Origin of the sequence: Maribellus sp. CM-23 (genome assembly GCF_021354595.1) — a bacterium.
Taxonomy (GTDB): Bacteria; Bacteroidota; Bacteroidia; order Bacteroidales; family Prolixibacteraceae; genus Draconibacterium.
Genome location: NZ_JADWYJ010000003.1, coordinates 589,386 through 602,609 on the forward strand (window position 1 = coordinate 589,386; position 13,224 = coordinate 602,609).

The 13,224-nt window shown below is 44.1% G+C and carries 13 protein-coding genes; 2 read left to right on the top strand and 11 right to left on the bottom strand.

From position 1 onward, the window contains the following. Positions 1-4: 4 nt before the first annotated feature. The 11 genes from ettA to INQ51_RS13335 all read right to left on the bottom strand — a co-directional run bounded on the left by ettA (position 5) and on the right by INQ51_RS13335 (position 12,013). The gene (gene ettA / locus INQ51_RS13285; protein WP_233378451.1) at positions 5-1,690 is read right to left on the bottom strand and encodes an energy-dependent translational throttle protein EttA; all 1,686 of its coding nucleotides are present in this window, start codon (positions 1,688-1,690) and stop codon (positions 5-7) included. A gap of 335 nt (positions 1,691-2,025) precedes the next feature. Further along, positions 2,026-2,622, bottom strand: a complete 597-nt coding sequence (locus tag INQ51_RS13290) for an SET domain-containing protein (protein WP_233378452.1) — start codon at positions 2,620-2,622, stop codon at positions 2,026-2,028. Positions 2,623-2,667: 45 nt separating this feature from the next. Continuing rightward, positions 2,668-3,855: an MFS transporter gene (locus INQ51_RS13295; RefSeq protein WP_233378453.1), complete on the bottom strand. Its 1,188-nt coding sequence runs from the start codon at positions 3,853-3,855 to the stop codon at positions 2,668-2,670. Between the two features lie 145 nt (positions 3,856-4,000). Continuing rightward, entirely contained in the window at positions 4,001-5,008 is a 1,008-nt protein-coding gene (locus tag INQ51_RS13300) for a hypothetical protein (RefSeq protein ID WP_233378454.1), read from the bottom strand. Positions 5,009-5,071: 63 nt separating this feature from the next. After that, positions 5,072-5,527 carry a GNAT family N-acetyltransferase gene (locus INQ51_RS13305; RefSeq protein WP_233378455.1) on the bottom strand — a complete coding sequence of 152 codons (456 nt, stop codon included), beginning with the start codon at positions 5,525-5,527 and terminating at the stop codon, positions 5,072-5,074. Positions 5,528-5,566: 39 nt separating this feature from the next. Next, positions 5,567-5,896, bottom strand: a complete 330-nt coding sequence (locus INQ51_RS13310) for a hypothetical protein (RefSeq protein WP_233378456.1) — start codon at positions 5,894-5,896, stop codon at positions 5,567-5,569. Between the two features lie 17 nt (positions 5,897-5,913). Beyond that, the gene (locus tag INQ51_RS13315) at positions 5,914-6,621 is read right to left on the bottom strand and encodes an endonuclease/exonuclease/phosphatase family protein (protein ID WP_233378457.1); all 708 of its coding nucleotides are present in this window, start codon (positions 6,619-6,621) and stop codon (positions 5,914-5,916) included. Positions 6,622-6,694: 73 nt separating this feature from the next. After that, positions 6,695-7,066, bottom strand: a complete 372-nt coding sequence (locus INQ51_RS13320; RefSeq protein ID WP_233378458.1) for a response regulator — start codon at positions 7,064-7,066, stop codon at positions 6,695-6,697. Then, on the bottom strand, positions 7,063-8,145 hold the full coding sequence (locus INQ51_RS13325; protein WP_233378459.1) for an ATP-binding protein: 1,083 nt from the start codon (positions 8,143-8,145) through the stop codon (positions 7,063-7,065). The genes INQ51_RS13320 and INQ51_RS13325 overlap by 4 nt, the downstream gene beginning before the upstream one ends. 960 nt (positions 8,146-9,105) lie before the next feature. After that, positions 9,106-11,358: a M1 family metallopeptidase gene (locus INQ51_RS13330; RefSeq protein ID WP_233378460.1), complete on the bottom strand. Its 2,253-nt coding sequence runs from the start codon at positions 11,356-11,358 to the stop codon at positions 9,106-9,108. 82 nt (positions 11,359-11,440) lie between these two features. Next, the gene (locus tag INQ51_RS13335; RefSeq protein ID WP_233378461.1) at positions 11,441-12,013 is read right to left on the bottom strand and encodes a HupE/UreJ family protein; all 573 of its coding nucleotides are present in this window, start codon (positions 12,011-12,013) and stop codon (positions 11,441-11,443) included. 370 nt (positions 12,014-12,383) lie between these two features. Between INQ51_RS13335 and INQ51_RS13340 the strand changes: the two genes are divergently transcribed. Together INQ51_RS13340 and INQ51_RS13345 are read left to right on the top strand one after the other, a co-directional pair. Further along, the gene (locus INQ51_RS13340) at positions 12,384-12,764 is read left to right on the top strand and encodes a hypothetical protein (RefSeq protein WP_233378462.1); all 381 of its coding nucleotides are present in this window, start codon (positions 12,384-12,386) and stop codon (positions 12,762-12,764) included. Between the two features lie 3 nt (positions 12,765-12,767). Next, positions 12,768-13,112 carry a translation initiation factor gene (locus tag INQ51_RS13345; protein ID WP_233378463.1) on the top strand — a complete coding sequence of 115 codons (345 nt, stop codon included), beginning with the start codon at positions 12,768-12,770 and terminating at the stop codon, positions 13,110-13,112. The last annotated feature ends 112 nt before the right edge of the window (positions 13,113-13,224 follow it).

Below are 13,224 nucleotides of genomic sequence, written 5' to 3' on the forward strand. Positions count from 1 at the left end.
GCGGTTATGCTTTCAATTTTTTGTATTTAAAACGTTTCGGAGCTTCGGCGCCCAGGCGTTTTTTGCGGTTTTCTTCGTATTCAGAGAACGAACCTTCAAAAAAGTGAACGTGTCCTTCGCCCTCGAAAGCCAGAATATGTGTTGCGATACGGTCGAGGAACCAGCGGTCGTGCGAAATAACAACGGCACAGCCAGCAAAGCTTTCCAGACCTTCTTCCAGCGCACGAAGGGTATTTACGTCAATATCGTTAGTAGGCTCATCGAGCAGCAACAGGTTTCCTTCCGATTTTAGTGCCAGTGCCAGGTGCAGACGGTTGCGTTCTCCACCCGAAAGTATACCGCATTTTTTCTCCTGGTCAGACCCCGAGAAATTAAAGCGGGAAACATAGGCACGTGCATTGGCTTGCTTGTTTCCAAGCATAATGGTTTCGGTTCCCCCGGAAATCACTTCGTACACTGATTTGTTCGGATCGATGGCTTTGTGAGTCTGGTCGACATAACTTACTTTCACGGTTTCGCCAATTGCAATGCTACCGGTATCGGCATCTAACTGTTTCATGATGAGTTTGAAGAGTGTGGTTTTTCCCGCACCGTTCGGGCCAATCACTCCGATAATCCCGGCCGGAGGCAGTTTGAAACTCAGGTCTTCGAACAGGATGCGATCGCCAAAGCCTTTTTTAACGCCTTCCATTTCCACGACTTTGTCACCGAGGCGCGGACCGTTCGGAATATAAATCTCCAGTCGTTCCTCTTTCTGGCGGCTGTCTTCGTTCAGCATTTTATCGTAGGCGCTCAAACGGGCTTTGCTTTTCGCGTGACGCGCTTTGGGCGCCATCCGAACCCATTCAAGCTCTCTTTCCAACGTTTTCTTGCGTTTCTGGCTTCCTTTTTCTTCCTGTTCCAAACGGGCCGCTTTTTGTTCCAGCCACGAGCTGTAGTTGCCTTTCCACGGAATGCCCATGCCTCGGTCCAGTTCCAATATCCAGCCAGCTACATTATCGAGGAAGTAGCGGTCGTGCGTGATACAGATTACGGTTCCCTTGTATTGATCAAGGTGTGCTTCCAGCCACTGGATACTTTCCGCATCGAGGTGGTTGGTAGGCTCGTCGAGCAGCAGCACATCGGGTTCCTGAAGTAACAGGCGGCACAAAGCAACGCGGCGGCGTTCACCCCCCGAAAGTTCGCTGATGGGCTGATCATCCGGCGGACATTGTAGCGCGTCCATCGCACGTTCCAGTTTGCTGTCGAGGTTCCAGGTATCCAGAGCATCCATTTTTTCCTGAAGCTGTGCCTGTTCGCTCATCAACTCATCCATTTTATCCGGATTTTCATATACCTCGGGCAGACCAAACAGTTGGTTGATTTCTTCATAGCGGTTCAGCACATCCACTGTTTCCTGCATGCCTTCTTTCACCACTTCAATCACGGTTTTGTTTTCATCGAGCTTTGGCTCCTGATCAAGCAAGCCCACTGAATAGCCCGGTGCAAAAACCAACTCGCCGTTAAACGACTTGTCCTGGCCGGCAATGATCTTCAGCAACGTTGATTTTCCTGATCCGTTTAACCCGATGATACCGATCTTGGCACCCAGGAAAAACGAAAGTGAAATGTCTTTAATCACTGTTTTATTTGGTGGGTAAACCTTACTCACCTTATACATCGAAAAAATTATCTTCTTGTCGTCGCTCATTTTGCAAAATTTAATTCCGCGGCTAAAATACAACAGAAAGCGGTATTAAAGAATGGAAACGCCGGAAATAGTTGAAGGGTGAATCGATGGTGAGTTTTAGGGTTCAAAGTTCAGAGTTCAGTCACAGTTCTTAGGGACTGATGGATTGAAGGATTGATGAGATTGAAGGACTGGAAAAGCAGAATTTCCAATATTCAATGTTTATTTGCCAATGGCTCGAGACTCGCAGCTGGCGGCTCGTAGCTTATTCTTGCATTCAAGCATTCAATCCTTCAAAATAAAACAGCAACATACACTTTCTTCTGAAAAAATGCAGAACAGTTTGCTAAGGCACGTCAGCAGTTCTTTTGCGCATCAAAATAGTTGTTGCGGATCGACTCTGGTTCGCACTCTCCGCCGGCAATTTTCAGGATGGTCTCCCATTGGTCATTGCTAAGCAGTGGCCTCAGGACTTGTTCCTGCCGTTGAATTTTAAGAAAAGCTTTTTTCAGCGTATTGTCCCATTGTCTGTGGTATTTCAGCAGGTCGTCGGGATAAACGGTTTTCCGTCGTGTACCTTCGTCGCTTGGACGAAATGGTTCGATGATGTTCAGAAAACCGTAATCATTGGTGAGTTGTTCACCCGGTTTAATATCCGAAACAGCTATTTCAAAACCATAGGCAGTAGCCATGCTGTTGGGGCGGAAACTGTGGTTGGTATAGCGCGCAATGTCCCAGCAAAGCACATAATTTCCCTTGTTGTTGCGGTAGGTATAGGTTTCAACCAAGGGGCGGCAAATGGGGGCCAGGTTTTCAATATCGGCAGGACTTAATTCCCTGTCGAGCGGGTCTTTCACCCATGTAATGGTTCCGGCTGGTATTAATTGAGTGGCAAAAACTCCGTAGCCGATTTCGGCACTGATAAATTTTAATTCGGTATGTGGATGTATCATTTTGGCTTTTAGATTGAAATGATTGAATGGATGGATGAGATTGAATTAATCTGCAACTTGCTTTTCGTTCCGGTATTTAAGAACAAAAATGATCATTAATAAAGTAGCCAGCAGCGCCATTGCCGATCCAAAGTAGAAGGGCGCGTTGGCATTAATTCTATCGTACATAATGCCGGCTATTAAACTCGCAGGGAGTAAAGTAATCCCCAGTACTGCATGATATAATCCATAACCTGTTCCTTTCAAATCGTTACTCACAATGTCCGATACCAGTGCTTTCTGGGCAGTGTCGGTCAGGGCACTGTAAAGGCCGTACAAAATGAATAAAAAAATGAATACGTTGATGCTGTTGAAGCGGCCAAACAGAAAATAAACTATGGCGTATATCAGAAAGCCCGGAATGATTAATCGTTCGCGTCCGATTTTGTCTGAAATTTTGCCGACCGGAACTGCCAGAAACACGGAAACCGTATTAAAAACCATATAGACAAACGGCACATACGACGGATCAATACCCGTTTCGGCAGTTTTCACCAAAAGCAATGCATCTGCGGAGTTTCCCAAAGTAAAAACAAAAATGATGAGCAGGAAAAAGTAGAATTTTTTGGGAAGCAGGTTTAGGTGAAATTTCTTTCTGACCGCAGTAGGGCGTGCCCTGGCATCTTTGATAAAAACAATAATTGCCAGAACTCCCAAAACCGCAGGGATGGTGGCCAGCAGGAAAATGTATTTGTAATTAAGTGGAAAAACCGACAAAAGAATAAACGCACCGAGCGGCCCGATAATGGCTCCGCTGTTGTCCATGGCTTTGTGGAAGCCAAAGTTCTTTCCTGCCTGGTTTTTGGGCGCCGAACCACTGATCAGGCTGTCGCGCGGTGCCGTACGAAGCCCTTTCCCGATGCGTTCGAAAAAACGAAGTAACAGCACTTGCAGTGGTGTTGTAACTGCGGCATAAACCGGAGTGACGAGCGCCGTTATTCCGTAACCAAAAATCATAAAAGGCTTGTTTTTCCCAATTCTGTCGCTCCAGTAACCCGAAAATGCTTTGAACAGCGAAGCCGTACTTTCGGCGATCCCCTCGATGAGCGAGATGGAGGTTTTGGAGGCCCCGATCGAAAGCAGAAACAGTGGCATTACACTGTAAACCATTTTTGAGGAAGTATCGGTGAGAAAGCTCGTTAGTCCGATGTAGAAAACATTTTTATCCAGTCCGAATATTTTCTTTTTGCTCATTCAACCAGAGATTTCAGATTTTGTGAGAAAACGGATTCATACTTATCCCAATGAAATTTTAAAGATAAACAGTTCCGGGGTGTTTTTGATCAGTAGAAAATTAATTTGTTGAATGATAACCGGAAAGCAGCGTTGGCGTAAAGTTCTATCCGACTACTATTTGATAGTCAAGTTTGGGCTCTGTGCAGATTTTATATTGGCTAAGTACAGTAATTGACTGGTTTACATTTTCGGGAATGTTGTCGATGATAAGCGGAGTGGTTAAGCCACTTTCATTTAAGTTGATTCTTTCGTTGCAGAACACTTTAATTTCAGTAAGAAGAACCAGTTGACTGTAATCTTTCAAGACATGTTTTTCCAGCGTAAGACTGTTTTCCGGAAAGATGATTTCTCCGGGTGCTGTTTCTTTCGATTGCAGAACAAGGTGCAAGGCTTCTTTACTGACTTCAAAAACGGTATCAACTTTTTTGTACTGTTCGAGGAAGGGGAACTCCAATAAATCGCCGTCTTTTTGGAGACCGATCGATAATTCAATTTTTTCGGGAATAAAGACCGTATCCGGCTTAGCCTGTTTCATCAGGTGAATAAAAATGGGTACCTGTTGTTCTTTTGCCAGCGCATTTTGCATGGTTTCGCTTACAATTATGTCCGGAGTATCGCTTGACAGCTGGTATTGAGTGGCATCGGCACAGATAACTTCCAGCTTGTACTCCTGAAGTTCAAGGCGCGCAATCAATCGGTTCAGAATTTCCAGGCTAAAAGGGTTGATATCCAGTAAGGTGTATTTTACCCTTTCTTTGGGATGCCGAAGAATAAGCGGAAGAATGAGAGTGGCAAAGGGCCCCGAACCGGCGTAAAGCACGTGGATGGAATCATTGTGTTGCCGCTTTTCCCGAATGGCCTGATCGATGCCGCGGATAAATTGCCGGGTTCGGATAAAATCATCGATGCAAAGCGCCGCCCAAAAAGTTCCCAAAGCTTTTCCGCTGGAAAGCTGAATATCGCTTCGTCCGGTTTCATTGTCCAGTTCGCAACTGCACAGTTGGTACAGAAAGGTTTTGTATTCTTCTGCGGCTTTTCGCAGTTTTTGGTAGTCAATGTTATCTGTCAGAAATTCTTCCGTAATCCGGATGAGGTCTTTTTGTTCCTGCATATCAGTTTCGGAGACTTTTTATGTTCCGTTGTTGTTTTCAAACAAAGCAAACTTGGCTTGGTTTTACACTTCCATGTAATAAATCGATTTGTAGTCAAGTTTTCGGGTGCCAACTTTCTCGTAAAACTCAATGGCGCTTGTATTCCGGTTGTTGACGTACCAATCAACAGTTTTGGCTCCTTCTTTTTGGGCAAAAGCTTTGATGTACATGAGCAGTTTTAACCCGACTCCAAGTTTTCGGTATTCGGGAAAAACAAACAGGTCTTCGATGTGGTAATTGGTGCTGGCTCTAAACGTAGAGAAAGTTTTAAAAATAAGGGTGAACCCGCATATTTTCTTTTCGTCGGTTTCGGCCACAAAAACTTTTACATGGCTGCCGGGTTCAAACACCGATTCGCGGATGTCCTGTTCGGTAGCTGTTACCATTTCCAGTTGGTTCACATGTACTGCCAGTCCGCGGATGCATTCCATAATTATCGCGCTGTCATCTATTCTTGCCTCTCTTATGGTAATCTCCATTTTTCTGTTTTTAGTCGTTTTTGATGCTGATTGGGTGGTTTAGGACTTCCTGTATTCCGAATCGTTGAGCGGAATAAAGAATTCCACTTTCCCGCATTTGGGGCACATGTACAAGTCGAAGCGTTCAGAGTTTACAAAAAGTTCGAACAGGTTTCCCCAGGCACCCAATCTGGCTCCTTCGTGAAAATCGTAGCGTCCCGAAAAAATCAGCGGAATATCGCATCTCAGGCAATTAACTTCCCTGTTTCCTTCCTGGATGGTGTAATCTTTTATTTCAATTACTTTTTGTTCGGAAAAACTGTAATTGCAGTTCCAGCACAATTCGAAAACTTCTTCCACATCGGCTGAGCAGTTGGGACATTTTTTCATCTTAATAATCTATTTTTTTATTCAAAATAACACACCAAAGGCATATGATCACTTATTGCTAGCCACTTGTCAACTTGTCCAACTTCAAGACATTTAAGCCTTTTACAGAACTCTTGAGAACCAAAAATATAATCAATGTGATAAGTTTTTTCGAGTTTGCGTTGAAAATACAATGTATGACTGGTTTCTTCACCTTGTTGCTCATCCATAAATTTGTGGTAAAGGCTTTCAATTCCAATTCCATCTAATTCTTCTACAACATCAGAATGGTTCCACCATCTGTCCCATTGATCCCAGATTTTGTTACTGTTAAAATCCCCTGCGATTATGGTATGATTCAAGTTGTTTTTATTGATTTGGAGGTATTTCCATAATTGTCCAATGTATCCGAAATTCGGTGAATTGTTTTGATGAGTCCAAACGGCTAGAAGATCAAACTCATTATTTACAGTACAAGGCAAAAAATGCTTGACATAATGGTCTCTATACTTATTGGACCAATCCAACTTTTTTAAATCAATATCAGGTCTGGCAAAGATGGCAAGTCCTCTGTTTTTAGAGTCACCAATCCAATGGTAATTGCAAGCCCATTCCTTGTATTTTTTATGCTGAGACTCTATTGGATTTTCACATTCCTGAATTATGTAAATGTCAGCATTATAGTCAATAATATTTTCAAATTTATTTCTAAATGCTCCATTGCAATTCCAAGTTACGATTTTCACCCTTATTGTTTTAGCGCTTCTTAAAAATAGCAATCTTTTGTAAAGAAAGAGAAGGCTGGGCGAAATATAAAATTTAATTCAGCTGCAGCGATTGCTGGATTTCAAAGTCAATTTCGTTCAATTTAAAGGGTTTGCTGAAATATTTTCGGATGAGGCCTTGTTGCTGTGCTTCCTGAATTTCAGCGTTAAAGTCGAAACCGGTAACAATAAAGTAAGAACTTTGGGGGGAGATATCAGTGGCCTGCCTGATAAATTCGATGCCACTCATGTAGGGCATTTTCATATCGCTCAGAACTACCCTGATGTCGTGGTTGTTTTTTAATATTTCCAAACCACTGGGGCCATCGGGAGCAGTTAAAACTTCGTATTGCTTTGAGAAATTGACCTTTAACAACATAAGGTTTAGCGGTTCGTCGTCAACGTACAAGATTTTTGGCTTACTCATAATGTGTGTTTTTTTACTGGTAATTCAACGGTTACAGTGGTGCCTTTTCCCGGAACGGAGCTAAAACGCAACTCACCGTTGTGTTCTTTGACGATGCTGTAAGTGATCGACAGCCCCAGGCCGGTACCTTTCCCGGGGTCTTTGGTGGTATAAAATGGTTGTGTAATTTTTGTCAGGTCTACTTCTTCAATGCCACAACCGGTGTCGGTGATCTCGGTAATAACGCTGGAGCCACTGTTGGTGGTGCGGATGCTTATTTCCCCTTCGCCGCCTATCGACTGGCTGGCATTCATCAGAATATTGAGGAAAATCTGGTGCATTTTACCCACATTTCCCGGGATGATAATGGCATGATCGGCGTAACTCTCTTCCACCTTCACCCGGTACTTTAATTCGTTGCTTAATATCATCAGGCAATTCCCGATAATCTCGTGCAGATCGCAATTCTCGTCGTACGTGGTGTTGGTACGGCTCATCTGGTTGAGGCCCGAAACAATGGCGTTAATCCGCTCAATACCGGTGCGAATGCCTTTCAGAAAAAGGTCGGTATTTTCATGCTGAAGTTTGTTCTCCTCGAAGTAATGCTCCAGGCCGGTAAGTCCTCCCAGCATGTAATTCAGCGGGTTGTTTATTTCGTGTGCAATTCCGGCGGTGAGCACGCCAAGCGAAGCCATTTTCTCGGCCTGAAACAATTGGGCCTGCATTTTATTCAGGTTTTCCAGCACGTGTCTCAGGTCCTCGTTTTGCCGGTTAATGGTTTCGTTTTTTAGCGAAAGCTCCTCAACCACTTTATCCAGTTTGCGGGTTTTTTCCACTACCATTTCGTGCAGATTGTCACGGTGTTGCTGAACTTCTGTTTCTGTATCCCGAAGCTTCTTCAGGTGTTTTCGAAGGATCAGGAAAAAAAAGATACCGGTAACACCCACATAAAACCAACCTTTGTAGGTTTGGATTTGTGTCATTACTTCCGGATCGGAAATTACGCTGTTCAGAAAACGGTCAGAAAAAATGATCCAAAGTCCTCCGGCCAGTAAGTAAGCCGCTGTCAGACTGTGTTCAAACCTTATTTTTTTTATCATTTTGTTCGGATGTGTCTGTTTTCGCTACAAAAATACTACTAATTGTTCAAATGTGCATATCTCGTCATAGATGCAGTCGTTTGTTACTCTGTCATTAACAAATAAATAGTGGTGTTTTGTTTATCCTGAATATGAATTAATGTGCAAAAAATGATTTGAGGCAGAGTAGTGGCCTGTATTCCTTAAAAGTTGTGTGTTTCGACTTTCGGGAGGCGTCGGTCTTTGCAAAAGAATACGAGACTTTAGGCCGGGGAAATAAATGGCAGGTAAACCACAGTTGAAATTACCTTATAGCAATTTTGCGGACCAGGAGCCAGAAACTTTACTCGCCTGCCGGACTTGTGCTACATCCGGCCCGGATAAATTGTACCCTTGTTGCAGTTGTGCTACACCCGACCAGGTTTAATTATACCCTTGTTACGAAGCTGCGAAGGGGGTGTCCCTGAAATTTTTTGCCACTTGCAGAATTGCAGGGAGGCAGCCAGAACAACTATTCTTAATAACACTGCTGCAGGAGGGGTCTCACAACATTTTTTTGCCATTTGCAGAACTGCGGGAAGCAATCAATACAATTTTTTGCCCTTTACAGGTTTGCGGCAAGCCTCTAAAAAAGTTTGCCGGTCAATTACACGGCTGCAGGGAGGCTTTTAGTTAGCTGGCTAGGGCTTTGCTGTAAAGCGGGATTATTGCTGGAATCAGCGGCTGGCGGGAGCTGACGTTAATTGATTGAATCAAATCATTCCCCGAGACTTTCATTTTGCCCCTCCAAACCTCTCCGTCAGCTGACGGAAGGCTTAAGGCTTAAAGTCCCCTTTAGGGGATTTAGGGGTGAAAAACCTGGTGGTTACTTACAAATTGTAAGTTCAATCTAACACAAAAGAACTTTTTAGACAACTTGATCATTCTCTGCGAAAATCTGCGTTATCTGTGTGCCGTTCGATGTTTTTTTAGCGTGGTTGTTTAGTCCACCGTTGTTTCTTTCTGGTTTTTCGCTGGTGTTTTTTGCGATGAATTGTCGGAATTGCCCCGGGTACTGCCCACACGCGATTTATAGCGCTCAAAACGGGTGGGCTGTTTCCGTTCGGGCCAAAAGTTGTTGTCCATGTCGCAGTCGGCCGTTTCGTGGTACGGATCCAGAATGATCTGCTTTACCTCTTTGTTGAAGACGAACACCTTCGAAACCTCTTCGTTGTTGCGGCGCCATATTTCTGCCGGAATTCGCTGCACTTCCTCGGTGCCGTCGCTAAACTCAAATTTCAAAATAACCGGCATTATCAGCCCGCCAAGGTTTTTAAAATCGATCTGACAGAAATGGACATTTTCGCCCAAAATTTTCCTTTCTTCCTTTGAAAGTGTGGACAGAAAACGATCGTATTCCCTTTTTTCTTCTTCGGTAACCGAGAATTGGTCCGAAAACGAAGTAAAGTCATCGGGGCCGGAGTTTTTGACCAAGCGTATTTCTGCATCTTTTGAATCGGGGTGGTACCATCTTACAGCTTCCATCGAAATATCGCAATGGTCGGTGGTATAAAACCAGCCGCGCCAAAACCAGTCGAGGTCAACACCCGACGCATCTTCCATGGTGCGGAAAAAGTCGGCAGGAGTGGGGTGTTTAAACATCCAGCGTTGCGCATATTCTTTGAGCGCGTGATCAAAAAGTTCGGGTCCCATCACTGTTTCCCGCAAAATGTTGAGCGCCACCGCAGGTTTGTAGTAAGCGTTGCTTCCTATTTGCCACACCGACTCCGAATTGGTCATAATGGGAGAGATGTATTTCTTGTTGCCCCGCATGTACGGAACAATGCTTGACGGCCTGATCTTCCGCGACGGAAAAGTGGGATCCCAGGCCTGCTCTGTCAAAGATTCAAGAAAAGTATTCAGGCCTTCGTCCATCCAGGTCCACTGGCGTTCGTCGGAGTTAACGATCATCGGGAAAAAATTGTGCCCGATTTCGTGCACAATTACACCAATCATGTCGTACTTGGTGCGTTCGCTGTAATTGCCTTCTTTGTTGGGACGTTCCCCGTTGAAACTGATCATCGGGTATTCCATGCCAATCCGGTCGGTATGCACCGAAATCGCCACGGGGTAGGGATAGTCAAACGTGTATTTTGAATAGCTTTTAAGCGTGTGCGCAACTACCCGGGTCGAATACTGCTCCCACAGCGGGTTTCCTTCTTTGGGGTAATACGACATGGCCAGAACGGTACGTTCGCCAAACGGAACTGCCATTGCATCCCAAATAAATTTACGCGAAGACGCAAAGGCAAAATCACGTACGTTGGTGGCTTTGAAAATCCATGTTTTTTCGTCCCTCGATTTTCGCTTTTCCGCTTTCTCAGCCTCGGCTTGTGTTGCGATGATAAGAGGCTCTTTCGATTTTTTGGCTGCTTCGAAACGACTGATTTGCTCTGCTGTTAAAACTGCTTCCGGGTTTTGTAATTCGCCGGTGGCTGCCACAATGTGGTCGGAAGGTACTGTGATTTGCACCTCAAAATCTCCAAACGGAAGTGCAAACTCCCCAGCACCCAAAAACTGCTTGTGCTGCCAGCCTTCTACTTCGTTGTAAACCGCCATTCGCGGGTAAAACTGGGCAATTGCATAAATGTAATTGTCATCGTCGGCAAAATATTCATAACCCGAACGCCCTCCGTCTGTCATCCGGTTGTTGATGTTGTACCACCACTTTACCGAGAAGGTAAACGAGTTGCCGGGTTGCAGAGGCTCGGGCAGATCAATACGCATCATGGTTTTGTTAACGGTAGCCGGGAGGTCTTTCCCGGCACCGTCTTTTACATGCTCAAGTTTGAATCCGCCGTCAAAATCCTGTACCAGACTTTCAAGCTGCGAATAACTTACGCGCTTGTTCATGTCCATGGCGGTTGTTTTGTAGGTATCCGATTCTTTTGCCCGTATGTTTTGATCGAGTTGCAACCACAGGTAATTCAGCACATCGGGCGACAGGTTGTGGTAAGTAATGCTTTCTTCCCCCATTATCTTTTGGCTTTTGTCGTCGAGCCTGATGCTGATTTTGTAATCCGCCTTTTGTTGCCAGTATTCGTGTCCGGGCGCTCCCGAAGCCGTCCGGTAAACATTGGGCGTGGCAAGCTCTTGTTTTAACTGACGGAATTTATTCAGGTTGGTGTTTTCCTGGCTAAATAACGACCAGGTGGTAGCTGTTAAAAGAAATAAGAGCGCACAATTTTTTTTCATTTTGAATACAGTATGACGAAATATTTAACCAATTGGCTGCACATTTTTCAATGTAACAATCTTTTACAGCGTATTGTTATTCTTACCAGAATTTATTTTGTATCAGCAATATCAGTGCAATTCCAAATCCGGCACCCGAAACATAAAGCCTCCAAAAGTCGTGGCGGGCTTTCATCAGGTTAACCGTTAGCAAAAGAAGCAGAGCATAAACGCTGATAATTACGATTTGCCCGATTTCGAAGCCAACCGTAAATCCCAGCAAAGGCATGAACACATTGGATGCTCTTGCTATCGTATTTTCAACATAATTGGAAACCCCCAGTCCGTGTATAAGCCCGAAAAACACCGTAATGATGTAAATAACGCGGTGGTTTCCTCTTTTCAGCGGCAACACATTGGCAACGGCAGTCACTAAAATGGTGACCGGAATTAAAAAGGCTACCGTGCGCGAAGGTATGCTTACGATGTTGAGTGTGGACAGGGCCAAAGTTACCGAATGCCCAATGGTAAAAGCAGTAACCAGAATCAGCACCCTGACAAATTCTTTTGATGTGTACGCGGCGCAAAGTACCAGTACAAAAACAAAGGGGGCGTAGTTGTGGAAGTTAATGATGTGCTGGAAACCCAACCGCAGGTATGTCTCAAATGTGCTCATATTTTAATCGTTTTGCTGAATAAATTCTGAAGTGAAACGATCATTCAAATTCAGTATTTCTGTTTGTATGAACCGGAAATGTAGAATTTTGTATGTGTTGCACCTGTTGTTCTAAAAGCTGCAAATTTAGACGAATGAAAATAATTAGAAAATAGCAGATCGTGTAATTGTTCTTCAATAATAGGAAGCCGCCTGCTTTCCGAAGCTGGGGAGAGGCAACTTTTGCAGATTCCAATTCTGAGGGAAAATAAACCGCCAAAACCTCCTGTTGAACAAAAGAAATGTTTTGAGAATACCGTCTTTTTCAAAATTGCTATTTTGTATGAACGTGAGGAAGCTTATCTTTGCTTATAGAGGGTAAAAATTACACATGGATCCAATCATCCTGGTTATTGCTTTTATTATGACACTTGCATTCCTAGCTTTTGGAATCGGTAGTGTTACGCTTGAACGTTTCCGAATTATCGGAACTTTGGTGCTTGTGTTTTTGAGCATAGGATTTTTGTTTAATGCCACTGCTCTTTTGGTCATGATCCTGTTTTTCCCTAATTCCCTGCTATCAACCAACGGGCTGATTATGTTTAGCTCGTTTACGATTATGCTGGTTGATACCGTGTGGGCCTGGAGCAGATACCTGAAAAACGGTATTGATTCGCGGGTGAGCCTGGCGTTGGTACGTTATACCAAAATTGCTTTTTTTGTGTGGGTGATCAATTACCTTTGGGGAATTGTTTTATTAATTTGGATTTAAGTTATGGCAAACGATTGGAAAGAACGTCTGGGAGTGGTTTTCTCCACCAATCCCGATTTTCAATATGAAAAAGGACAGGAAGAAGAAGCAACAACGCTGCCTCCGCAACAGCAGAACCTGAAAGTGTTACTCGACCGGAAACAGCGCAAAGGAAAATCGGTAACCCTTGTAACGGGGTTTGTAGGGACGGAAGACGATTTGAAAGAACTGGGCAAGTTGCTGAAATCGAAGTGTGGCGTGGGCGGCACCGTAAAAGATGGCGAGATACTGATCCAGGGCGATTTTTGCACAAGGGTGATGGATATTCTGAAAAACGAAGGATACAAAGTAAAACGCTCAGGCGGTTGATCGACTGGCCTTTGTCGTTTTTTTGAACTCCCGGGCAGAGTAATACCTGATTTTACTTTCTTTAGGATAAAAACCATAGATCATACCAATCCGGATGACACATTTTAAAATA